This window comes from Gillisella terrae, assembly GCF_004801395.1.
In the GTDB taxonomy this organism is placed as follows: Bacteria; Pseudomonadota; Alphaproteobacteria; order Rhizobiales; family Rhizobiaceae; genus Allorhizobium; species Allorhizobium terrae.
The window spans coordinates 15,419-38,061 of record NZ_SSOA01000010.1 but is presented as its reverse complement, the minus strand read 5'-3'; the positions used below and the strand labels follow the sequence as shown (position 1 = coordinate 38,061).

Annotated in this window: 19 protein-coding genes; 6 read left to right on the top strand and 13 right to left on the bottom strand. The window is 56.1% G+C overall.

The genetic code is table 11. From position 1 onward, the window contains the following. Positions 1-5 precede the first annotated feature (5 nt). The 7 genes from E6C51_RS16140 to E6C51_RS16110 form a co-directional block, all read right to left on the bottom strand. Positions 6-1,502 carry a sugar ABC transporter ATP-binding protein gene (locus E6C51_RS16140; RefSeq protein ID WP_190236731.1) on the bottom strand — a complete coding sequence of 499 codons (1,497 nt, stop codon included), beginning with the start codon at positions 1,500-1,502 and terminating at the stop codon, positions 6-8. 203 nt (positions 1,503-1,705) lie between these two features. Next, a complete protein-coding gene (locus E6C51_RS16135) occupies positions 1,706-2,716 on the bottom strand; it encodes a DctP family TRAP transporter solute-binding subunit (RefSeq protein WP_190236730.1) in 1,011 nt (336 codons plus the stop codon). Positions 2,717-2,761: 45 nt separating this feature from the next. Continuing rightward, positions 2,762-4,039: a TRAP transporter large permease gene (locus E6C51_RS16130; protein WP_146936214.1), complete on the bottom strand. Its 1,278-nt coding sequence runs from the start codon at positions 4,037-4,039 to the stop codon at positions 2,762-2,764. Then, positions 4,039-4,575 (bottom strand): TRAP transporter small permease, encoded by a 537-nt coding sequence (locus E6C51_RS16125; RefSeq protein ID WP_146936212.1) that lies wholly within the window; start codon positions 4,573-4,575, stop codon positions 4,039-4,041. The genes E6C51_RS16130 and E6C51_RS16125 overlap by 1 nt, the downstream gene beginning before the upstream one ends. 4 nt (positions 4,576-4,579) lie before the next feature. Then, positions 4,580-5,719 carry a fumarylacetoacetate hydrolase family protein gene (locus E6C51_RS16120; protein ID WP_190236821.1) on the bottom strand — a complete coding sequence of 380 codons (1,140 nt, stop codon included), beginning with the start codon at positions 5,717-5,719 and terminating at the stop codon, positions 4,580-4,582. 256 nt (positions 5,720-5,975) lie between these two features. Then, complete coding sequence (locus tag E6C51_RS16115; RefSeq protein ID WP_146936210.1) at positions 5,976-6,689, bottom strand: FadR/GntR family transcriptional regulator; 714 nt, start codon at positions 6,687-6,689, stop codon at positions 5,976-5,978. A 63-nt stretch (positions 6,690-6,752) separates the two neighbouring features. After that, on the bottom strand, positions 6,753-8,183 hold the full coding sequence (locus tag E6C51_RS16110) for an FAD-binding oxidoreductase (protein WP_190236729.1): 1,431 nt from the start codon (positions 8,181-8,183) through the stop codon (positions 6,753-6,755). Positions 8,184-8,359: 176 nt separating this feature from the next. Between E6C51_RS16110 and denD the strand changes: the two genes are divergently transcribed. Beyond that, positions 8,360-9,343, top strand: coding sequence for a D-erythronate dehydrogenase (gene denD / locus E6C51_RS16105; protein WP_190236728.1), 984 nt, complete (start codon positions 8,360-8,362; stop codon positions 9,341-9,343). After that, a complete protein-coding gene (locus tag E6C51_RS16100) occupies positions 9,340-11,121 on the top strand; it encodes an IlvD/Edd family dehydratase (RefSeq protein WP_190236727.1) in 1,782 nt (593 codons plus the stop codon). The genes denD and E6C51_RS16100 overlap by 4 nt, the downstream gene beginning before the upstream one ends. 258 nt (positions 11,122-11,379) lie before the next feature. Here the strand turns inward: E6C51_RS16100 and E6C51_RS16095 are convergent, their stop codons facing one another. Continuing rightward, positions 11,380-13,773, bottom strand: coding sequence for a YbcC family protein (locus E6C51_RS16095; RefSeq protein WP_407920825.1), 2,394 nt, complete (start codon positions 13,771-13,773; stop codon positions 11,380-11,382). Between the two features lie 4 nt (positions 13,774-13,777). Further along, positions 13,778-15,373, bottom strand: coding sequence for a proton-conducting transporter transmembrane domain-containing protein (locus tag E6C51_RS16090; RefSeq protein WP_230987375.1), 1,596 nt, complete (start codon positions 15,371-15,373; stop codon positions 13,778-13,780). Between the two features lie 121 nt (positions 15,374-15,494). On the opposite strand from E6C51_RS16090, the gene E6C51_RS16085 reads away from it, so the two are divergent. Both E6C51_RS16085 and E6C51_RS16080 read left to right on the top strand, forming a co-directional pair. Next, the gene (locus tag E6C51_RS16085) at positions 15,495-16,370 is read left to right on the top strand and encodes a LysR family transcriptional regulator (protein WP_190236725.1); all 876 of its coding nucleotides are present in this window, start codon (positions 15,495-15,497) and stop codon (positions 16,368-16,370) included. Positions 16,371-16,549: 179 nt separating this feature from the next. After that, complete coding sequence (locus E6C51_RS16080) at positions 16,550-17,002, top strand: SH3 domain-containing protein (RefSeq protein WP_190236724.1); 453 nt, start codon at positions 16,550-16,552, stop codon at positions 17,000-17,002. 243 nt (positions 17,003-17,245) lie between these two features. On the opposite strand, the gene E6C51_RS16075 is transcribed toward E6C51_RS16080, so the two are convergent. After that, on the bottom strand, positions 17,246-18,103 hold the full coding sequence (locus tag E6C51_RS16075; RefSeq protein ID WP_190236723.1) for an SDR family oxidoreductase: 858 nt from the start codon (positions 18,101-18,103) through the stop codon (positions 17,246-17,248). 298 nt (positions 18,104-18,401) lie between these two features. On the opposite strand from E6C51_RS16075, the gene E6C51_RS16070 reads away from it, so the two are divergent. Together E6C51_RS16070 and E6C51_RS16065 are read left to right on the top strand one after the other, a co-directional pair. Then, positions 18,402-18,539, top strand: a complete 138-nt coding sequence (locus tag E6C51_RS16070) for a hypothetical protein (RefSeq protein WP_190236722.1) — start codon at positions 18,402-18,404, stop codon at positions 18,537-18,539. Between the two features lie 124 nt (positions 18,540-18,663). Next, positions 18,664-19,065 (top strand): low affinity iron permease family protein, encoded by a 402-nt coding sequence (locus tag E6C51_RS16065; RefSeq protein WP_190236721.1) that lies wholly within the window; start codon positions 18,664-18,666, stop codon positions 19,063-19,065. A 151-nt stretch (positions 19,066-19,216) separates the two neighbouring features. On the opposite strand, the gene E6C51_RS16060 is transcribed toward E6C51_RS16065, so the two are convergent. The 3 genes from E6C51_RS16060 to E6C51_RS16050 all read right to left on the bottom strand — a co-directional run bounded on the left by E6C51_RS16060 (position 19,217) and on the right by E6C51_RS16050 (position 22,587). Beyond that, on the bottom strand, positions 19,217-19,852 hold the full coding sequence (locus E6C51_RS16060; RefSeq protein ID WP_190236720.1) for a hypothetical protein: 636 nt from the start codon (positions 19,850-19,852) through the stop codon (positions 19,217-19,219). Positions 19,853-20,157: 305 nt separating this feature from the next. Further along, entirely contained in the window at positions 20,158-21,273 is a 1,116-nt protein-coding gene (locus tag E6C51_RS16055; protein WP_190236719.1) for a branched-chain amino acid ABC transporter substrate-binding protein, read from the bottom strand. A gap of 276 nt (positions 21,274-21,549) precedes the next feature. Further along, complete coding sequence (locus E6C51_RS16050; protein ID WP_190236718.1) at positions 21,550-22,587, bottom strand: LacI family DNA-binding transcriptional regulator; 1,038 nt, start codon at positions 22,585-22,587, stop codon at positions 21,550-21,552. Positions 22,588-22,643: the final 56 nt, after the last annotated feature.

The window sequence follows — 22,643 nt, the reverse complement described above, 5'->3', positions numbered from 1 at the left end:
CCAGATCAGGCCGCTTCAGAAGCGGAAGCCGCAGCAATCACGGCGGAGGTTGTGAGATTGGCACCGGATAATTCACGAACAATCTGTCCGCGAGAAAAGACCAGCGCGCGATGGCAAATATGGGCAATTTCCTCGAAGTCGGTGGAGATCACCAACACGGCAAGACCCTGTTCGACGGCAGAGGCGATCAGGCGATAGATATCGGCTTTGGCACCAACATCGACGCCAGCGGTGGGATCTTCTGCGATCAATAATTTCCGCCCCGTTGCGAGCCAGCGGCCAACAACGACCTTTTGCTGATTGCCGCCTGAGAGGGCTTCGATGGCCAAGGATTGATCATTGGGCCGCAGCCCAACCCTGTCACCAATCTCCGAGGCTTTTTGCGCTTCGCGGGCAGGGGAAAGAAAATCAAACAAGCGCCTGCCAGATGCGCCGGGATTGAGATAGGTGTTTTCCCGAAGCGAGAGCGACATGGCCACAGATTCCTCGGTGCGATCACGGGCAATCAAGCCAATACCTGAGGCGATGGCGGAAACTGTGCTGGACAGATCCGGGGTTTCCCCGCGAATGGTCACATCCCCGCGTGAAGGCTCGCAGCCAAACAGGGCACGGCCAATCAACTCCTGTCCTGCGCCGCGCAGACCCACGAGGCCGAGAAGCTCACCCTGATGCAGATCGAAGGACACCGGACCTGCACCGCTGCATTGCAGGTTGCGCACCCGAACGATTGGCGCACCAATCGCGCTTTCTGAGCGGGTGAACAATTGATCCGCTTTTCGCCCAACAATCATGCGGATCAGCTCATCCGGATTGGTGTCTTTCACGGGTGTTTGGCCCACCAGACGCCCGTCGCGCAGCACGGCGACCCGATCCGCGATGCGAAAAATCTCATCAAGACGGTGCGAGACGTAAATCATCGCCACGCCGCGCTCTTTTAACGGACGGATGGCCTGAAACAAACGCTCTACTTCATCGGCGGGCAGGCTGGCGGTTGGCTCATCGAGCACCAGAACATCGGCTTCAACGGCAAGCGCGCGGGCAATGGCCACCAGAGATTTCTCAGTGCGGGTCAAATCCTGCACACGGGTTGAGGGGTCAAAATCGCAGCCCACCAGTTTCAAGGCTTCCGCTGTCCGCTGGTCTGTTGCGCCCCAGTCAATCAGTTTTCTGCGCATGGAAAAGCCCTGCGCCAGACCGACATTCTCGCCCACCGTCATCCATTCGATCAAGCCGAGATCTTGATGAATAAAGGCAACGGACTGGCGCTCATTGGGTTTGGGTGGCCGGTGGTGATAGGACTGGCCGCGAAAAAGAATGTCGCCGCCATCGGGCTTGTAAATACCGGCGAGGGTTTTGATCAGGGTTGATTTGCCCGCACCGTTTTCGCCAAGTAGGGCCAGGATTTCGCCAGCCTTCAGATCGAGCGACACATCGGTCAGGGCTTTGGTGCCGCCGAATTCCTTCGAGACGGCACGAAATTCCAAAAGCGTATTGTGGTCCATCTGCTCCTCCCAAAGCGCGATTGAGATGAGCATATGTTATCGATAACATTTCTGTCAAGCGGTGAAACGTTCAAGTCGGCCACCGGCTTTCACACTTGCGAGAGCACGGTCAATTTGCCAGTGAAACTTTTCGCAAGATACAAAAAAAGCGCCCCGAAATACTTGAGAATTTCGGGGCGCTGAGATGTCAAATATATAAGTCTTTACTTACGCATATCGGCCAAAATCTTTTGAACGCGATCCACCACGTCCTCACCAATTTCTTTCTTGTGCTTCTCATAGACGGTTTGAGATTTTTCGAGCATGTTCTTGTGTTCTTCTGGCGAAAGCGTGTTGAACTTCACGCCAGCAGCCTCGATTTTTTCAAGAGATTTCTTGTTCAGCTCGGTAATGACCTTGCGCTCAACATCTCGGCCAACAATTGCGCAATCCTTCAGAGCTTTTTGCTCATCCGGGGAATAGGTGTCGAAAATCGCCTTGGAGAACAGGAACAGGAACGGGGTGTAGGCATGTCGAGTTTCACTGACATAGGACTGCACCTCGTAAAATTTTGAGGTGTCGATGGTCACATAGGGATTTTCCTGTGCGTCAATCGCCTTGGTTTCCAAAGCCGAGAAGACTTCGCCGAACGCCATAGGCGTGGCATTGGCCCCAAAATTGTCGAAGGTATCGAGGAAAATATTGTTCTGCATGACGCGAACCTTCATGCCTTCCAGATCTTCCCACTTCGTCACGGGGCGTTTGGAGTTGGAAAGGTTGCGAAAGCCATTTTCCCAATAGGCAAGATTGACCAGACCCACGTCGAGCAGCTTTTTATTGAGAAAATCGCCGAATTCGCCGTCCATGACTTTGTAGGCTTCGTCCTGATTGGCAAACAGGAAGGGCAGGTCAAAAACGCCAAGGGCTGGCACAATGCCCACCAAGGGAGAAGAAGAGCTGACGACACCTTCTTGCACGCCAGAGCGAAGGGCTTGTGTGGCTTGCAAATCTCCGCCCAAGGCACCGCCCCAGAAAGCGGTGATTTTCATCTTGCCGCCCGATTTTTCATCAAGGCAGGTTTGCATGGCCTTGATGCCCGCCCCCACGGGATGGTCGGCGTTAATGCCATTCGACACACGCATATTGCGATTGCTGAATTCAGCATGGGCCGGTGCGGCCAGCAAGGTGGATGCTGCCAAAATGGCGGCAGTGGCGGTGGTGATATACTTTCTCATACTATCCTCCCGAGGTTAGAGAAAGAGATCGGAATCGATGGCGCGTTAGTAGAGCCACCGGGCAGGAACCAGAACCAGATCTGGGAACAGAACAAGCAGGAAAAGCACCGCGATTTCGGTGAGCAAAAACGGCATGACACCGCGAATAACCCGACCAAGCGGCACGCGACCAACACCGCTGACCACGTTGAGCACCACGCCGACCGGCGGGGTGAGGAGGCCGATGCAGGTGTTCATGATGAACAGCACACCAAAATAGACAGGATCAATTCCTGCCATTTTGATGATCGGCAGCAAGACGGGTGTCAGGATCAAGATTGTTGGCGTCAGATCAAGAGCTGTGCCGACAATCAGCACCAGCACCATGATGACCAACATCAGCAATTTTGGCCGATCAATCAGGGGCTCGATATAGCCGCTGACTTCTGCTGGAATATTGGCAGCCGTGATAAGCCATGCCGAAACCAGTGCTGCACAGACCAAAAACATAATGACAGCCGTGGTTTTTGCAGCTTGCAGAAAAACGCCGGGCAGATCACGCAACTTCAATTCTTTATAGATGAAGATGCCCACAAACATCGCATACATGGCAGCCACCACGGCGGCTTCTGTTGGCGTCACCACACCCGCTTTGATGCCACCCAGAATAATCACCGGCATGCCCAGCGCCCATGCCGCCCGACCCGTCACCTTCAGGCGCTCTTTGCCTGGAACACGGGGGAGCGGTTGCACATTGTCCTTTCGCGCCACAATCAGCCAGGTGATGACCAGAGACACGCCCATTATCAAGCCCGGTACCACGCCTGCCATGAACAGTTTGGTGATGGAGACATTGGCAGCCACACCAAAGACAATAAAGGCCATGGACGGGGGAATAATCGGGGCGATAATGCCGCCTGCCGCGATCAATCCGGCCGAGCGCGGCACGTTGTAACCGGCCTTTGCCATCATTGGGATCAGCACAGCGGCAAGGGCTGCGGTGTCGGCGGCAGCCGAGCCGGAAATGCTGGCCATGATGACGGCGGCTGCAATGGCAACCAGCCCAAGGCCACCGCGAATATGACCAACACAGGCAATGGCAAAATCAATGATGCGGCGTGACAGCCCGCCGGAATTCATCAATTCGCCCGCGAGAATGAAGAAGGGGATGGCGAGAAGTGTAAACGTATCCACGCCCGCGATCATGTTTTGCGCAATGATCTGCGAGTTGAACATGCCCATATACCACATCAGCGTGATGCCGCAGAGCATCAGTGAAAATGCAACCGGCACACCAATGGCCATGGCCCCCAGGAGGGATGAGATGAAAACAAGAAGGGTCATCAGAGGCGCTCCTTCATGTGCTCAATTGCGGCACCTTCACCAGCAAAGGCGGCGATTTCATCCTCTGTGATTTTGCCTGTCACCACGCGAAACAAACGCTCCAGCGTGACCAGAAAAATACCGGCCCCACAGAAAAGCCCAATACCATAGACCCAGCCCATGGATAGGCCGGTCACGGGTGCGACCATGGATGCATTGATCGGCATTTGTTTCCATGTGCCGAGAAAAAACACGCCCGCGCACAGAAGAATGACGAGATTGGACAGGCCCATCAGCACCAGCCTGCCACCGCGCCCGAATTTGGCAACAATGGTTTCAACGCCCATGTTCAGGTTTTCCCGATGCACCACCACCGCACCAATAAAGGTGAGCCAGACGAAGAAGTATCGGGCCATTTCATCCGAGACAGCAATGCCGGAATTAAAACCATAGCGCATGACGACGTTGACAAAGACCATCAATACCATGCCCGCCAGCATGAGGATGAGCAGGACGTCCAAAAAGCGGAAAAACCAATGAATTAGGGTTTTGACCATGGTGCTACACCTTTTCGCTCAGGCCACGCATGGCCAGATTGCGCATCAGGGCGCGGGTGCCGAAAGTCCATTCGGGGCACGCATCGCTGCGGTCCACCCAATTGATCAGACGGCCAAGCAGGGGGGATGCAATCTCGACCCGATCACCGATTTCGTGGGTAAAACCCTGGCCGGGGCCGCGTCTGTCTTTGACCGGGGCAAACATGGTGCCGAGAAACAGCACGGCACCATCGGGATATTGATGGTTTCGATTGCGCAATTGGGACGCTAGCGCAGTTGGTGTGCGGCTGATGGCCTCCATCGGGCTTTCGCCGGTCATTTCAAAGCCGTCCGTGCCGATCACATGGAGAGAAACCCGAACCCGGCTCAAAACATCCAGCGTGAACGTGCCATTGAACAGGCGAATAAACGGGCCGATGGCGCAAGACGCATTGTTGTCTTTCGCCTTGCCCAGAAGCAAGGCCGAGCGGCCTTCGACATCGCGCAAATTTACGTCATTGCCAAGAGTGGCCCCTAGAATTGTGCCGTCGGAGCGGATCACCAGCACCACTTCCGGCTCAGGGTTGTTCCACTCAGAGATTGGATGAATACCGACGGTATCTCCGCAGCCAACCGAGGACATAGGCTGTGCCTTGGTGAAAATTTCCGCATCCGGGCCAATACCCACTTCGAGATATTGCGACCAGAGGTTCATCTCTTGCAGTAGGGCTTTGACGCGGGCCGCCTGTTCAGAACCTGCCGCAATGCCGCGCAAATTATCGCCGAGCACCGGGGCCAGACGCGCGCGAATGTCTTGAGCGCGAGCGCTATCGCCTCTCGCCTGTTCTTCGATGACACGCTCCAACATGCTGTCAGCAAAGGTGACGCCCGCCGCTTTGACGGCCTGAAGATCAATGGGGGCGAGAAGATGACCTGCTGATCGGTTCAGAAAATCGTCCAAAGGACCCAGATCGGGCAGATCCGTTGCTTGCGTCAGATAATCGGCAATTGTCTCGATCTCAAGCAGGCCAGAAACGGTTGCGGCGACTGCACTGAGATTCAGCACTCGTCCACCCCGGATCAAAACCGGGCAGGGGCCATTCTCGCCATTGGACCAGACCCGGCCAATCAAGATGGCGTCAGCGGCATCATCAGGCAAAATCATGCCGGAATTCAACACATGCGTGGAATTCAAAGTCTCCTCCCTTATGCTTATCGACAGATAACCCTCCAGTTATCCGTTAACTTGTCAGGATGTCTGACAAGTTAATTCGAGCAGTTTTAATCAACCCTCTCGTGTTTGTCCAGTCGTTTAAATGTGCGATTGGTTGCGCAAGGTGGTTGTCAATGGACATTCACTCTTTGCCAGGAGAATGACGCGCCCTGAAAAGCGCCCCGAAAAGCGCATTGATCCGTCGCAATCAAAACACGTCGAGAGCCAATTCAATGCGGCTTGCGGCACCCAGCAGATGGGCGCGCATGGCCGCGCGCGCCGCTTGCGGATCCCGCCGAGCTATTGCATCGCGCACAGCCACATGCTCTTCAATGGTGACCTCGACAATTTCCTCCAGCACGGCGCGGGCGCGGGCCGAATTGATGGCAAGGCCGATCCGCTCGGCAATAAAGCTTATAAACATTGCAAAATAATCGTTGCCGGTGGCCTCGGCCACAGCCCGGTGAAAAGCAAGGTCGGCATGAATGCCCTCAGCGGTCCATTTTTCCGATCCGGTCATCAAAGCCATCGATGCGTCGATCTTTGCCAGATCATCTGCGGTGTGATGCAGGGCCGCAAGGCCCGCAGCCTCAATTTCCAAAGGGATGCGCAACTGAAAAAGATCGCGAAAACCTTCGCTTTCCAGCAGTTCGCCGTCATTGATGCGGATCAGACGTGTTTGCCGCTCCGTCACAAATGCACCAACGCCCTGACGGGTTTCCACCAGTCCTTCATTGCGCAATTGAGCAATGGCTTCACGCACCACAGAGCGGCTGACGCCCAGCGCCTTGGAGAGAAAATGCTCGGTTGGCAATTTGTCTCCCGGATTCAGGCGTCCTTCCTGGATATCGCCAGCAATTTGGGCCGCAATGCGTGCGGGAAGATGTTCGCTGCGTCTGATCTGGCCGAAATCCATCGACATTCCGTGTCCCATGTTGAGCAAAGACCCGCGCTGAGGCCCACCTGATTTAAGGGTTGCCCATGTTTAAGGGATTGTGCTTGCAAAATTCAATTGGCAACCTCTATTCATATCACTGTTTGGGTCAATGGCTGTCTTGATCGCAGTCAACAACTGGCGTTGAACATCGGGCAAACGGGCTTCGAAATCAGGCCGTTTCAGGCGACCTATGCCGTGTTCGGCGCTGATCGAGCCGCCAAACGCATCCACCACCTCGTTGATGATGTTTTTCGCCAGATAAATCCGTTGGTCCTTTTCCGCGCGGGGCAGGTGGCTTGGCGGCAAGACATTGAGATGCACATTGCCATCGCCGATATGGCCATAAGAGACGCACAGGCAATCGGGCAGGCTTGCCATAACTGCGGTTTCTGCATCGCGCACGAAAGCGGGAAGTTTTGAGAGCGGCACAGATACATCGGTGCGCAAATGCGGCCCGCGTTTGGCCTGCCCCTCATTCATGCCTTCGCGGAAAAGCCAGAGATTGCGCGCATGGCTATTAGAGCTGGCAATAACACCATCGATCACCAGCCCATCATTTAGGGCACCTTCCAAAAAGCGCTGCATGAGATCGTCGATATCAACCAGGCCGGAGCCGGAAATTTCCATCAGCACATAGGCGGGATTCTCACCGCTGAGTGGCATGGCAAGGTCCGGCATTGCCTCGCGCGCCAGAGTGAAAGCCAGAGGCGGCATGAATTCGAAAGCAGACATGAGATCGCAGCAATCGTGCCGGGCGCGGCGGTAAAGCGCGATCGCATCCTCCAGCGATTTGAGGCCGAGCAGGGCAGTTGCCACTTGCGAGGGCTTGGGCATGAGTTTGACGGCGACCGCCGTGACAATACCCAGGGTGCCTTCCGCGCCGATAAACAACTGCTTGAGATCAATACCGCGATTGTCTTTGCGTAAGGTTGAAAGTCCATCAAAAATCGAGCCGTCCGGCAGCACAACTTCAAGCCCCAACACCAGCTCCCGTGTCATGCCATAGCGCAAAACATTGATGCCGCCCGCATTGGTCGAAACATTGCCGCCGATCTGGCAGGATCCTTGTGCGCCCAGCGCCAGCGGAAAGAACAGACCGGCTTCCTCAACCTTGTCTTTGAAACTGCCGAGAACGGCTCCTGCTTCAACCACGGCCGAAAAATCATCGGTATCCAGCATGCGGATACGGTTCATGCGCTCAAGGCTGATGATCACCTGATGGGCCGGTTCATCAGGAATACCACCCAGCACCAGCCCGGTATTGCCGCCCTGCGGGACAAGGGAAACGCCAAGTGAGTTCGTGGCCCGCACACAGGCGGACACATCTTCTGTGGTGCGCGGGCGCAAGACCGCCAAGGCATCAGAGATGACATCGCCATGCCAATCGCGGCAATAGCGGGCGATATCTTCGCCCGCCAGCACAAGATCATCTCCAAGCATCGCTTTTAAAGCGGCAATCCGCGTGGCTTTTTGGGTCATTGGTCCTCCCGGTCCTTGCTCCTGTTCCTTGCCAGATACGACGACAGAAGAGGGCAAATGCATTATTTGGTTTTCATTCGGATGATATAAGGTTATCAGACAACCTTACAAATGTTTTTTCAACGTGGCTCCGGGAGGGCCGCTGTTGAGAAGGACGTCTGAGGGAGGAGACTGTAATGCATGTGATGATTATTGGTGCGGCCGGGATGGTGGGGCGCAAGCTTAGCGAGCGGCTGGTGCGCGACGGTGGCCTGGGTGCTAAGCCGGTTGAGACCATGACCCTGGTGGATGTGATCACGCCAGAGGCTCCGGCAGGTTTTGATGGTCGTGTGGTGCTGGAGCAGGCCGATCTCTCTGCCGCTGGCGAAGCAGAAAGACTGATCAACACCCGCCCGGATGTGATTTTTCATCTCGCCGCCATTGTGTCGGGTGAGGCGGAGCGTGATTTTGAAAAAGGCTATCGGATCAATATGGATGGCATGCGCTTTCTTCTGGATGCCGTGCGCCATGCCCATGATGCCGATCGCTATTATCCGCGTCTGGTGTTTACGTCATCCATTGCCGTGTTTGGTGCGCCGCTGCCCTATCCGATCTCCGATGATTTTCACTCAACACCGCTGACCAGCTATGGCACGCAAAAAGCCGTGTGCGAATTGCTGCTGTCCGATTATATCCGCCGTGGTTTTCTGGATGGCATTGGCATTCGTCTGCCCACGATTTGCATTCGCCCCGGCAAGCCCAATGCAGCAGCATCCGGCTTTTTCTCCGGCATTTTGCGCGAACCCCTGGTTGGCCAGGAAGCCGTGCTGCCGGTGACAGACGATATACGCCATTGGCATGCATCACCGCGCTCGGCGGTTGGCTTTCTCATTCATGGTGCGACAATGGATTTGTCACAGGTGGGGCCGCGCCGTGCCCTGTCCATGCCGGGCGTGAGTGCAACAGTGGGCGAGCAGATCGACGCGCTGCGCCGCATTGCGGGCGATAATGCGGTCAAGCTGATCCGCCGTGAGCCAGACGAGATGATCATGCGGATGTGTGCCGGTTGGGCACCGGGCTTTGAAGCCAGGCGTGCTCGTGAATTGGGCTTTACAGCAGAGAGCTCATTTGATGAGATCATCCGCGTCCATATTGAGGATGAGCTGGGAGGCAAGTTATGAGCGCTGAAAATGTAAGTCGTAGGTTACGCTCACAAGACTGGTTTGACAATCCTGACCACCTCGACATGACCGCGCTCTATCTGGAGCGCTTCATGAATTATGGCACGACGCCGGAAGAGCTGCGCGCTGGCAAGCCGATCATCGGCATTGCCCAATCGGGCAGCGATATCAATCCGTGCAACCGCCACCATCTGGATTTGGCCAAGCGTATCCGTGACGGCATTCGCGATGCCGGTGGCATTCCCATCGAGTTTCCTTCGCATCCGCTGTTTGAAAATTGCAAACGCCCAACGGCAGCTCTTGATCGCAATCTCGCCTATCTTGGGCTAGTGGAAATTCTCTACGGCTATCCGCTAGATGGCGTGGTGCTGACAACCGGCTGCGATAAAACCACGCCATCGGCGCTGATGGCCGCCTCGACGGTGGATATTCCGGCCATTGTGTTTTCCGGCGGACCGATGCTGGATGGCTGGCATGATGGCGAGTTGGTGGGCTCTGGCACGGTGATCTGGCGCTCACGCCGAAAATACGCGGCGGGCGAGATCACCCGCGAAGAATTTCTTGATGCAGCGCTGAGCTCAGCACCCTCGATTGGCCATTGCAACACCATGGGCACGGCCTCGACCATGAATGCGCTGGCCGAAGCGCTTGGCATGTCGCTCACCGGCTGTGCCGCCATTCCGGCGGCCTATCGCGAAAGAGGGCAGATGGCCTATCGCACCGGGCAGCGGGCCGTTGAGCTGGTGTTGCAGGATATTCGGCCCTCTCACATTTTGACGCGCGAGGCTTTTCTCAACGCAATCCGCGTCAATTCTGCTATTGGCGGCTCCACCAATGCGCAACCGCATTTGATGGCCATGGCCAAACATGCCGGTGTTGAATTGACACCGGAAGATTGGCAGGTGCATGGCTTTGATATTCCGCTGCTGGCCAATGTGCAGCCTGCGGGAGCCTGGCTTGGTGAGCGTTTTCATCGGGCGGGCGGGGTGCCAGCCATTATGTGGGAATTGTTGCAGGCTGGAAAACTGGACGGCCACTGTGCCACCGTGACCGGCAAATCCATAGCGGACAATCTCGAAAACCGGCAATCCACCGACCGCGAGGTCATCAAGACCTTTGATGAGCCTTTGCGTGAGCGGGCGGGTTTTCTGGTGCTGAAAGGCAATTTGTTCGATTTTGCTATTATGAAAATGAGCGTGGTGTCGGAAGGTTTTCGAAGCCGCTATTTGAGTGAACCGGGCCGGGAAGGTGTGTTTGAAGGCCGCGCCATTGTGTTTGATGGCTCGGAAGATTATCACGCCCGCATCAATGATCCGGCCCTTGATATTGATGAGCGCTCCATTCTTGTCATTCGCGGTGCTGGGCCACTCGGTTGGCCGGGATCGGCGGAAGTTGTGAACATGCAGCCGCCGGATTACCTACTCAAACGCGGCATCACGAGCCTGCCAACCATTGGCGATGGCCGCCAATCTGGCACGGCAGACAGCCCGTCTATTTTGAATGCCTCACCCGAAAGTGCGGCAGGTGGTGGCCTTGCCTGGATCAGAACCGGCGATACGGTGCGGATTGATTTCAATCAGGGCCTTTGCAACATGCTGGTGGATGAGGCAGAGATCAGCCGTCGCAAGGCCGAAGGCATCCCGCCCGTGCCCGCCAATGGTACACCTTGGCAGATGATTTACCGCGAAACGGTGACGCAATTGGCGGATGGGGCCACCATTCGGGGGGCAGATCAATTTCAAAAGCTGTCCAAAACGCTCCCGCGTCATAACCACTGACGCGGTGTTTGATCGTGGAGTTTGTCAGGGAAAAGTGGACTCCGCCTTTCCATAATAGACAAACGAAAACAAAGGAATTTACAGCGTCGTGCGCCATATATGGCGTACAAATGACGCTGTAACACTCTTAATCTGCTGCATAATTTCACATTACGCGGCGCAAAGATTTCTGAGCTTGAGGAACCCCTCCCCACAAGGGGGAGGGAGTCTGTCCTATCCTGCGATGGCGCCTGTGATTTCTCGCCAAATATCAACCGTTCACGACAGGTTCGTCGGACCGCTGCTGCAATTGACCCAGTCATGGCCCGGCTGATAGTGCCATGCCATATGGCCATCCTCATCAAGCGTGAACAGCGACAGCCAGCCATTGTCAAACAGAGCCCGCACATGTGCATGCCGCTGCAAGATATCCGAGATGGCTTCCTTCGGTGCTTCGACCGCAACTGTCAGCCGCAGTGGCTCATGCACAAAGGCTTCGCCGTCATGCACGGATTGCCAGGGCAGGCCTGTCCGCAAGATGCCGCCATTGCCTTCCACCACACCAATGCCGCCGACAACATTGTGCAGCAGCTTGTTGCCTGCGCCAAACAGGTCTGGAGCCACGGCAGAGCCGAAATATTGCAGGCTGATCCAGCTGGCCACCACCACAGGGGCGGTCAGGATAAGTTCGAGTACCTTGAAGCCCTCATCCTGCTGCCAGACATAATCATGCAGAAATGCCTTGCCTTCCAGATCGCAGCCTTGCGTCCGCGACCGCGGGGCGGCAATAAAGGCCCGGCAACCGGCAAGGCCGAATTCAGGCCTTACTTCCGCCCAATCCCGGCTCCGCTCAATAATGGAGCTTGCGGTGGCGCGGGGCAGATGCTGCGCCCGCTCGGTCCGGGCAAGCCGCCCGGCCTGTGCCAGCCAGTTGCGAATGGTGCCGAGATCGCTGTGTGAGACAGCATCCACATCGCGGTCAAACAATGTGACCTCATCGGTTGTCGTGTCATGCAAGGCCGCAATGAACAGCGTGTCTGCCGGAATGGTAATGCCTTTATCATTCAGCGCCGTCCGCACGGGTGCCTCGTTCAGCAAACCGGCCAGCAGCCGGGCATTGACATCACCGGCATAGCCGCCGCAGGCGCCACAGTGCAGGGCACTGGCGTAAGGGTTGTTGACCACATTTGCCCCATGGCCGCACAGCAGCACGACCCGGGCAAAATTATCGGTCAGCGACATGGCCCGCAGCACGGTTTCTGCCATGGTGATCCGCCGTGCAAGATCAATCTCCGCACCAAACTGCGGGGCGGGGGCATCCGGCTTGTGGCCTTTTGCAAACCCCAGCCCGTCTTTAAGCAGCTTGCCAGCATAGACCGGCCCCATGGCCTCGACAAAGGCAAAGGAGGACACCGCCGCCAGCTTGAACCGGCCCCAGGCCCGTACTGCGCGGGCTGAAAACCGTGCCTGTTGATCGCTTTTGTCCTCGCTTTCAACGGCGCTGCAGGTGAAAACGGATGGTTTCAGCAGCACCGGCAAGCGGTTTTCGGCGACATCGGAGGCAAAGCCCTTGTGGCTTGCGCCCAATCCGAAGAAACCGGCAAAGCCTGAGGTGCGAATACCGGGATCAATGCTTTCCAAGGCCCGCCGAAACACTTCCGAGCGCACGTCGATGCAAAAGGCCGCATTCAGCAGGGGCCGCTGATCAGAAGGTGTCACTGGCGCGGCGGCGCTGAGCGTTTGTGCCAGCTGACGCTGGGCTGCCCGTTCAAAGGCCGATTGCAACACAGCATCGATCTGAACCTGCTCATCGACGCTCACCGCAGACATGTGTGTGTGCCGAATGCCGCTCCATTCCTTGGCAATTGCCGCCTCATACCGCTCAAAAAGAGCTTCTTCGAACACCAGCCGGATCGCCAGCAGCTCCAGCGCGGTTTGGTCCGCTCCACCATCCAGCTCGGCCTTCCATTGCAGATGCCGGGCATATTGCGCCCAGCCACCCAATGTCAGCAGCAATTGGTGGAAATACGTGCCCGTATCCGCGCCAAAGCCCAACCGTAGTGCTGCCCGCTCAATCAACCCTTGCGCGGTCTCCGGCGTGCTGGCCACGAAGAGGCCAAACCCTTTCAGGCCAAGGATTTCCGGGGTGAGGTCGTGGGTGGCAAAGGCCCGCCAGGCAGCATAAAGACCATTGTGCCGGGAGGCGGCCCAAAGCGCCTGCCCCTGATCGAAAAAGCCAGCGGCAAAACTGCCGATCCGTTCTGCCACCAAGCCCGGCCAATCCTTAGCCGACGCGCGCGCCGCCAGATCGGCAATGGTGGGCAGGGCCTGCGGGGCACGGGGTTCTTGCTGGAGAGCGCTTTTCAGAGTGCCAAGGTCCATGTGGCCGCCAAGGGGGCTGTTTTCCAGCGCTGCCATCAGATCAGCATCAATGATGTCGCCTTTCGCGATCTTGTCGGCATAATGTTGCCGGGGAAGGGCGAGACGCGCACCGCCAATCCGGGCCAAAAGCGCTGCCGTCTGTTCAAAACTGTCGCCTGCCTGTCCGAAAAAGGGGTTAACGGCAACCGTGGCCGTCAGCGGCCAGGCGGGCGGAATGGCCCGCACCGCCTGATCCGCAGCAATCGCCAAGGCATCATCATGCAGGGTGTCGATTTCTATCATCTGGTTCATCGGTTCAATCCTTGGCTTGATTTGCGATTTGAGCAGTTTGGATGGGCGCGGCTGTTTTGAACCGCCAGCCGCCTAACAGACGATCAAAGAGAGCGTTGACATAAAGGCCATTGGCGAGATGAACCCGAAGGCCAGCCGCCGCCGGATGATAGGCCCAGAGCGGGAAGAGGGCCTGCGCCACGGCAACAACGCCGAAGCTGGTCACCGCCAGAAGCATCAATATCCACTCCAGCGGACCGGGGCGCGGCGTGGCTGGCAAGGTGCCATGCATCAGCACATCTGCGCCGTGCTGCAAGGCAAAGTAAGCGGTGGCGGCAAACAGTGAGGAGAGCAGGGTGCGCTGGGTGAGTGCTCTCGGTGCCGCATCAGCAAGCCCTTGTGCAATCAGATAGGCAACACCGAAGATCAGAATGGCACCCAGAGCGATGGCTTGCGGCGGCTTTTCCGAGAAGCCAAAGAGCAGACCAATCACCGCGTAGATGGCAAGTGCCAGCAAGAAGGCCCGCGTTACCGCTTTACCATCGGGGATGGCCACTGGCCCAGGCCGACGGATGGAGGCAACCGTTTCAATGGCTGTGCCCGAAGAGAGGAAAGCATGGGCCTTATAGAGCGAATGGGCAACGATGTGCAAAAGCGCGATGGGAAACAGCGCCAGCCCGCATTGCAAGATCATAAAGCCCATCTGGGCCACCGTTGACCAGGCAAGCGAAGTTTTGACCGCCGATTGCGAGAGCATGACAAGGCTGCCAAACAGGGCGGTGAAGCCGCCAATCATCACCAGCGCCGCCAGCACCACTGGTGCCTGCAAAAGAACATCGGCAAAACGGATCAGCAGGAAGCCGCCAGCATTGACCACACCGGCATGCAGCAGAGCCGAAACCGGGGTTGGGGTTTCCATCACTTCTGTCAGCCAGCCATGGGTGGGAAATTGTGCCGATTTCAAGATGGCGGCCAGCGCCAGAAGGGTGGCAGCAAGCACGCTCAATGATCCCCCCGCCCCCTCACGTGCGGCTGTCAGAATGGCAGCGATATCCCCTGTGCCGAAAGCGAATCCGAGAACCAGCGCGGCGGCAATCAAGGCGGCATCGCCAATCCGCGAGACGATAAACTTCTTGCGTGCCGCCCGCTGCGCTGCGATCCGCTGGGGATAGAACAACAGCAGTTGGTGCAAGAGCAAGCTGGAGGCAATCCAGCTGGTGACGAATTGCAGAAGCGTGCCAGACTGGACGAGAAAGAGCACGGCGGCCAGTGTTGCGGTCATCCAGCCGGTGAACGGCCCTTGCCGGGCCTCGCCATCCAGAAAGGTTCCAGCATAGCGCAGCACCACCCAACCGATAAACGACACCAGACCAAGCATGACAAGGCTGACCGGATCAAGACGGGTTGCGAAGGTAAGCAGGCTAAAGCCCACCATCGGCCCGGTCCCTGCTCCATCTCGGATCAAAACGACCGCCGAGAGCAGGGCGATCACCATGGCACCAATGGCAGCCAATTCAGCCACCTTGATCGCCAGGCGCGGTCTCTGCGCTGGTGAAAAGCAGGAAAAAAGCGATGCCGCAACCAGAAAGAGCGGCGCGAGAACAGGCAGGGCGTAGGTCACAGACTTTCTCCGATCTTGCCCACCAAAACCAGAGCGGTGGGCTTGCGAAACACCTGTTAGCAGCCGCAGCATTACAATAAAAATTCATTGTTTTTCGGATTTCGTTCTATAAAATAGAACTATGGTTGATTTGAACTATCATCATCTGCGCTATTTCCGTGCCGTCGCCCACGACGGCAACCTGACCCGCACGGCGGAGCGGCTCAATCTGTCGCAATCCGCCTTATCCATTCAAATCAAGCAGTTGGAAGAAAGGCTCGGCCATGCGTTGTTTGAGCGGCGCGGCCGCCAGCTTTACCTCACAGAGGCCGGGCGCATTGCCCTTGACCATGCTGACACCATTTTTTCCACGGGCGAAGAATTGGTGGAAACGCTCAAACAAACAGGCACCAGCCGCCGCAGCATTCGCATCGGTGCGTTGGCCACGCTATCGCGCAACTTTCAGATGGAGTTTTTGCAGCCCATTTTGGGCATGGCCAATGTCGACATGATCCTGCGCTCCGGCAGCACAAGTGAATTGCTGGCCGCGTTAGAGACACTCAATCTCGATATTGTGCTGCTCAATCAGGCCCCCATGACCGATTCCCTCACGCCCTTTATCGCCCAACATGTCTATCAGCAACGGGTCAGCCTGATCGGAAAACCGTCCTATGGGGCAGGGGGTGCAACGCTTTCCGACCTTTTGGCGGCCAATCCGGTTATTCTGCCAACGCTGGAAAGCGGTGTTCGCGCCCAATTTGACGCGCTGGTGGAACGGCTTGGCGTGACGCCGCAGATCGCAGCCGAGGTCGACGACATGGCGATGATGCGTCTTCTTGCCCGCGAAGGTGTCGGCCTTGCCGTTCTTGCGCCGATTGTCGTCAAGGGTGAACTGGAGGCGGGGGCCCTGGTGGAGTTCGATGCCCTTCCAGGCATGATCGAGTCCTTCTTTGCTGTGACCATCAAACGTCGCTTTCCCAACCCGCTGATACGACCGCTTCTCGAGGCAAACAGCTGATCAGGCCTCGGACGTGAGATGAGAGGGCTTTTTTGCACGGTTGCTGCGTTGAGCCCACCGAGTATCAACCGTCCATCCACATAATCTCGATGAAAATCTGATGAGTAACGCTCTTGAGCGAGTTTCGCTCGGGCCGCCGGGCCTGATCGCCGGTGAAATAGACCAGTACGAGGTTTTCGATGAGACACGCGCTCCTTCTCGCCGCTGCCATTGCCAGCGTAACCTTACTTGTGAACACGTCTGCTCAGGCCAGCTCGTTTACGGCAGTCGAAATCAACCTGCGCGCTGGACCAAGCACGCGCTATCCGTCCCTCGATGTTTTGCCGGAAGGCACATTTTTGCATATTGTGGGTTGCACGAGAGGATATCGCTGGTGTGACGTGCAGGCGGCTGGGCGTCGTGGCTGGGTGTCCGGCGCATATATTGACGTTGAACACGAATCGCAACGGATGCGTGTCCCCGCCTATGTCCATGTGGTGCATGAGCCGGTCATACCGACGGTTTCCTTCAGCATTAACAGCTATTGGTCCGATCACTATGCCGATCGCGATTTTTATGACGACATCGATACCTGGGATGATGTTGATTGGGAGGACGAGCCACCGCCACCAGAATGGGATCCGAGCTGGTAAGTCAGTGCATACCGATACGGGCATAGCAAAGCGCCGTCTGGCATAGACGGCGCAAGGTGCTGTAACGCTTTAAATCTGCTGCATAATTTTTACCTTAAATCGATTCCGATTTAAGGAATTATGCAGTAGAGGGCGAAATTTTACCCGCTAAACCGTATGTGGCGGCGAGGTCGAGTAGACCCCGTTGCGCTTGCAGCGTTCTTTGTGCGCATGTAGGCCAAACAGTGCAGTCGGCCAGATCCGCTACAGGATCGGTTTGCCGCCTGTGACCGCGATGGTCGCCCCTGAAACATAGCTGGATAAGGGATCGGCCAACATCACATATGCGGTCTGGAGTTCTGCTGGTTGCCCCGCCCGCTTGAGTGGAACCTGACTGCCGAAGGTCTCTACGGCCTTTTCCGGCAAGGTGGACGGAATAAGCGGTGTCCAGATCGGCCCAGGTGCTACGGCATTGGCCCGAATTTGTTTTTCGGCCAGTAATTGTGCGAGGCCGGCGGTAAAGTTTTGAATAGCGCCCTTGCTGGTGGCGTAAGCGAGAAGCGTCGGGTTGGGCGAATCCGAATTGATAGAGGCGGTATTGATGATGGCGCTTCCGGCTTTCATATGCGGCTCCGCCCGTTTCACCATATAAAACATGGCATGCAAGTTCACCTCAAACGTCAAACGCCATTCGTCATCCGATATATCTTCCAGACTGGAGAAAGAGGCTTGATGGGCTGCATTGTTGACCAGAATGTCAATGCCCCCCAACTCTCGAAGGGTGGTGTCGATCAGATGCTGGCAATGGTCCGCCCTCTGTATATCGCCGGGAATGAGAATGCATCGACGTCCGACGTCCTTCACCCATTTGGCGGTTTCTTGAGCATCATCATGCTCATCGAGATAAGATATCACAATGTCAGCCCCTTCGCGCGCATAAGCAATCGCCACGGCGCGACCAATGCCGCTATCGCCCCCGGTGATCAGGGCTTTCATGCCCTTCAGCTTTCCTGAGCCGTGGTAACTCTCTTCTCCATGATCGGGTACGGGGCGCATATCAGCGGTGAAACCCGGCATGTCCTGCTGTTGCGGTTCAAATGGTGGTGTTGGATGATTTTTCATGGGCTGCTCCTTTCGGTTGCTCAACCGAACTGGCTAGCCGAGTGGATGTTCCCTCGTTTTCTCCCGTATTTGTGTTCTCCTGTATTTTGCGACCATCAGTGCGGAATTATGGACATATCGAAGCGCGGAACCAAAGGCACTTTCGCTGGTTAGACTACCCAACCAAGGGAGAAAGCCATGTTCATTGAAGCCCCGGTTGAAGAAACACGCCTTTCCAGCGATCCTGTTGCGACTGCCTCTTATGCCGAGAAGGGCAGTATCAAACAGATGTCCGCATCCAAAGGCGGGGAGTAAGGCGATGGAGGATGACAAGGTTGTTACACTGAATGAAACCCGCGCTCGGCAGGGCAAGAAAGGTCTTCGCGTTCTCTATATTCTGGGAGCCAGTATTTTTCTTGTCCTGGTCTTTTGGGGCGTGGCCGAACTCGTAGCGTAATCCGCCGCAGACAACGACATGAACAGAAATTTTGGCTTGCTGCATCCTTGGTGAGAAGGGGTCATCTACGCGCCCATCATAGAATAGCGCGTGTTGGTTTGGGCAATAGAAGGGTCATGTTCCTATGTTGGAAAAAGTCTTTGACAGCTTTGCTGCGAAAGTGTCTGAGTGGTCCGGCAAACCGCTGACCTTCACGCTTGCTTTCGCACTGGTTGTTGTATGGGCAATCAGCGGACCATTGTTCGGGTTTTCCGAAATCTGGCAATTGGTGATAAACACGGGAACAACCATCGTAACGTTCCTGATGGTGTTCTTGCTGCAAAACTCCCAAAATCGCGATAATCACGCCATTCAAACCAAACTGGATGAGCTGATCCTCAGCAGTCACGCGGCGAACCGCTTTGTCGGCATTGAAAAACTCAACGAAAAAGAACTACGCCATCTCAGTATGCTCCTGGCCCAATATGCAAAAGACGGGGACAGCTCTGCCGACATCCTGAAGGAGGGCGATACGCCTAACGCATAATTCCTTAAATCGATTCCGATTTAAGGAATTATGCAGTCGATTAAAAGTGTTACAGCGCCGTGCGACATATACGGTGAGAGGCGCTGTAAAGAGAATGAGTAGGCGCTCTACAGAACCCGAACGCGCGTCCGGGTTCACTTGCATCGCCGGATCATCGGACCTTGCGGACAGATTGCGCTTCTTTGTGTTCGTCGCGCATATCCTGACCATGAATGTTGGCCGGGACGGCAATACGCTCCATAACAACAACCTTTGGCGGTGTTTCGGTTTCTTTTTGCGCGGAAATGTGGCGTGACAAATCCTTTTTGCGTTTGCTTGGGTAGGGTCGAACAACCCCGTCTGGATCATCCACCCAGAAAACCGTGCTGGTCTGGCCAAACAGTTTTTCGGCCTCGGTAATGGCCAAGCGCCGGGAGGGCAACACGCGGGATGTTATGCCTCCAATGGTGATAGCCCAGCCGTTTTCGTGGGACATTATTTCAATAGAGTGTCGTTCCATTGCTTTATCCTCCGGTCTGGGCACCAAACCGGATAGATCGCTTGCGGTTCCGTCCAAAGTTTGTCGGAACCCAAGTTTGTCAGGGAAAAGCGGAATCCGGTTTTCCCGGAAAGACAAACGAAAGCAAAGAATATTAGAGTCTGTATGGTTCAATCTCACAGTACACGACACAAAGGCCTTTATGTGCCGTTTACCCCCCTCTGGCTTGCCAGCCATCTCCCCCACAAGGAGGGAGATCGGATAGGCGCTCCCGCTCGTTTTTAACAATGAACCTGTGATTTCCGACACATACAGCGTCCTTTGTGCGTTTTATAAAACGCACAAAGGACGCTGTAGCGCTTTAAATATGCTGCATAATTTTTACCTTAAATCGATTAGGATTTAAGGAATTATGCAGCAGAGTCTGTCTGGTTCAATCCGAGTCAGACAGAACGAGAAAGCTGCGATGTCGCGGCTGTAACAAAGACCGACCACGCAGAGTGGCCGGCCCTAATCTACCGATTTGCCGATAAGCGACGCATCGGTCTTCTTGCTGATATGAACCCCAGCGCTGCGGAACGCCCGTTGGTGTCCAAAGTCGCAAGCGCCTCGCTTTATTGCGGGATGGGAGCGTAGGTGCCGTTGCTCCACCGGTTGATGTCATAGCGGGCGTTCTTGAGGTCGCCCTTCTGATCGAAGGCGACGGATCCGATAACGGTGTCGATCGGCTTTCCATCCTTGAGCGCTGCGGCCACCTTGGTCGGATCATCTGTTCCGGCGCGGGCAATGCCTTCGGAGATGGCCTGAACAACGGCGTAGGAGAAGAGGGTGAAGCCCTCAGGCTTGAAACCACCAGCCGTGATCTTGGCCACGGCCTCCTTCGCTTCAGGCTTTCCTTGCGGATCGGAAGGGAATACGAAAAGCGTGCCCTCGCCCGCGCTGCCAACCACCTGCCAGAACTCCGGCGAAGCAATCGAATCTGGCATGATGAGCTGGAACTTGTAGCCAATGCTTGCCGCCTGACGCAGGATCAGGCCAGCCTCTGGATGATATCCGCCGAAATAAACCACCTCCACCTTGGCGTTCTTCAGCTTTGCCACCAGTGCCGAATAATCCTTTTCACCCGCATTAATGCCTTCATACATGACCTCTGTGAGACCCGCGGCATTCATGGTTTTCTTAACGGCATCGGCAACGCCCTTGCCGTAGGCGGTCTTGTCGTTCAAGACAGCAACATTCTTGCCAGCGTATTGCTTGGCAATCCACGGACCGATAAATTCCCCTTGCGCATCATCACGTGTGTAAAGGCGCAGGATGTTATTCCAGCCCTTCTCGGCGGCCTGGTCGGTCAGCGCCGGATTCGACGAAGCAGGGGTCATCATCAGTGTGCCATTGTCGGCGTAGACGGCCGAGGCCGGAATACTGGAGCCGGAGCAAGCATGGCCGTCCACGAATTGCACGCCGCTGGCGACGATGCGGTTTGCCACTGAAACGGCCTGTTTGGGATCGCACTGGTCGTCTTCAAGCTGAAGCTTGATCTTTCGACCGAGAACCCCGCCCTTGGCGTTGATGGCGTCGGCGGCCGCCTGCGCGCCCTGCTTCAATTGGTCTCCGATTGTCGCAAGCGGTCCGGTCAGCGGTCCGGCCACGGCGATCGTCAAATCATCCGCCCGTGCGCCGGTTGCGGTGAGCATACCGAGTGCTGCGCCTGCGATCAAAAGTCTTCTCATTGTCTTGTCTCCCTTATTGGCCGTCTGACTGGGTTCGAAACACCACCGTGTTCGATGAAAGCTCTGCTTGTCTTCAATGCGGCCCTAGCGGGCCTTTTATTGACCTCGGCCAGTTATGTCCATGCTTTCCTTTATAGCGGCTTTTACCCTCTGTAGCGCGCAAAAGGAGGCTGTAACGCTCTCAATCTTCAATATAATTTTCGCCAGAAAGCGATTTTGACTCAGGCAATTATGCAGCGGAGAGACTGCAACACACTGTGTCATGAGGGCCGGCAATCAAGTCTCTTGTTTGGCGCGTACGGTGTTGCCTTCGATCAGGCCAATATCGATCAGCTCTACCGAGCTCCCTGAAAGCAACTCGGAGGGGGCGAGTGCAGCGACTGCCGCCCGGCGGCCAATCTCCAATAAGGGCACCTCAATAGTGGTCAGGCGTGTTGTGAGTGAATGCAAAAGCGCTGTTCCGTTGAAACTATTGACCGAGACATTTTGGGGAACGCTAACCGCGGCCTCAAGCAGGTAGCGCAGGCCACCGATTGCCATGGCATCGTTGAGGTAGTGAATTGCCTGTGGCATTTCTCCTCGGGCGATGAGCGATTTCGTCAAGGTATAGCCGGTCTCCGTATTCCGGGGCAGGTGCGGATCTGCACTTAGCTGTAGGCTAGCGCCATGTATGGCCAATGAGCGCCTGTAGCCCTCAAACCTTGTGGCCGCACAAAGATCCCGGGACAGTTGAGATCCGACATAGGCGCAACGGGTCAGGCCCGCATTGATGAAACACTCAGCTGCCAGCCTGCCTGCGTTCAAATGAGAGAGGCCAACTGTTACATCAAGGTCTGGATTGTCGCCATCCCACAAGTGTACAGCACGAATGCCAGAGTGACGAAGGAGACGTTTGGTCCGTTCGTCACGCGCAATACCTCCGGTAAGGATGAGGGCAGCCGGCTTCATCGTCAGCATCATGTGCACGATGCGAAGTTCGTTTTCTGGGTCGAAGAAGCTCTCGCCGATGAAAGCGGTGTATCCCTTGTCGTTAAGAACCTCATTAATCCCAGCCAACACACCAGCGAACACCTGATCGCCTATGGAGGGAATGACAATCCCGATCAGCGAGCTCGTCTGCGAAGACAGGGAGCCAGCCAGGCGGTTTGGAACATAGCCCAGTTCTTCAGCGATACGGGATACCCGATCCCGTGTTTCACTGGCGATACGGCCTGTTCCACGCAGCACTTTCGAGACGGTCATGCTGCTGACGCCGGCGGCCTTGGCCACATCGGCGATCGTGATGGTGCGGGTTAAATGCGGGGCTTGACTCATGGAAATGTTATCGATACCAATTTGGGTTAACGATAACCCATCGATGGGTTAAACGC

Coding starts and splice junctions, on each gene's coding strand:
- E6C51_RS16120 (WP_190236821.1), bottom strand. CDS start 5,719: ATGATTTTGCCTGATGATGCCGCTGACGCCATCTTGATTGGCCGGGTC.
- E6C51_RS16075 (WP_190236723.1), bottom strand. CDS start 18,103: ATGAAAAATCATCCAACACCACCATTTGAACCGCAACAGCAGGACATG.
- E6C51_RS16085 (WP_190236725.1), top strand. CDS start 15,495: ATGGTTGATTTGAACTATCATCATCTGCGCTATTTCCGTGCCGTCGCC.
- E6C51_RS16115 (WP_146936210.1), bottom strand. CDS start 6,689: ATGTCGATGGATTTCGGCCAGATCAGACGCAGCGAACATCTTCCCGCA.
- E6C51_RS16065 (WP_190236721.1), top strand. CDS start 18,664: ATGTTGGAAAAAGTCTTTGACAGCTTTGCTGCGAAAGTGTCTGAGTGG.
- denD (WP_190236728.1), top strand. CDS start 8,360: ATGCATGTGATGATTATTGGTGCGGCCGGGATGGTGGGGCGCAAGCTT.
- E6C51_RS16070 (WP_190236722.1), top strand. CDS start 18,402: ATGGAGGATGACAAGGTTGTTACACTGAATGAAACCCGCGCTCGGCAG.
- E6C51_RS16050 (WP_190236718.1), bottom strand. CDS start 22,587: ATGAGTCAAGCCCCGCATTTAACCCGCACCATCACGATCGCCGATGTG.
- E6C51_RS16130 (WP_146936214.1), bottom strand. CDS start 4,039: ATGACCCTTCTTGTTTTCATCTCATCCCTCCTGGGGGCCATGGCCATT.
- E6C51_RS16135 (WP_190236730.1), bottom strand. CDS start 2,716: ATGAGAAAGTATATCACCACCGCCACTGCCGCCATTTTGGCAGCATCC.
- E6C51_RS16055 (WP_190236719.1), bottom strand. CDS start 21,273: ATGAGAAGACTTTTGATCGCAGGCGCAGCACTCGGTATGCTCACCGCA.
- E6C51_RS16095 (WP_407920825.1), bottom strand. CDS start 13,773: ATGAACCAGATGATAGAAATCGACACCCTGCATGATGATGCCTTGGCG.
- E6C51_RS16100 (WP_190236727.1), top strand. CDS start 9,340: ATGAGCGCTGAAAATGTAAGTCGTAGGTTACGCTCACAAGACTGGTTT.
- E6C51_RS16140 (WP_190236731.1), bottom strand. CDS start 1,502: ATGGACCACAATACGCTTTTGGAATTTCGTGCCGTCTCGAAGGAATTC.
- E6C51_RS16080 (WP_190236724.1), top strand. CDS start 16,550: ATGAGACACGCGCTCCTTCTCGCCGCTGCCATTGCCAGCGTAACCTTA.
- E6C51_RS16125 (WP_146936212.1), bottom strand. CDS start 4,575: ATGGTCAAAACCCTAATTCATTGGTTTTTCCGCTTTTTGGACGTCCTG.
- E6C51_RS16110 (WP_190236729.1), bottom strand. CDS start 8,183: ATGACCCAAAAAGCCACGCGGATTGCCGCTTTAAAAGCGATGCTTGGA.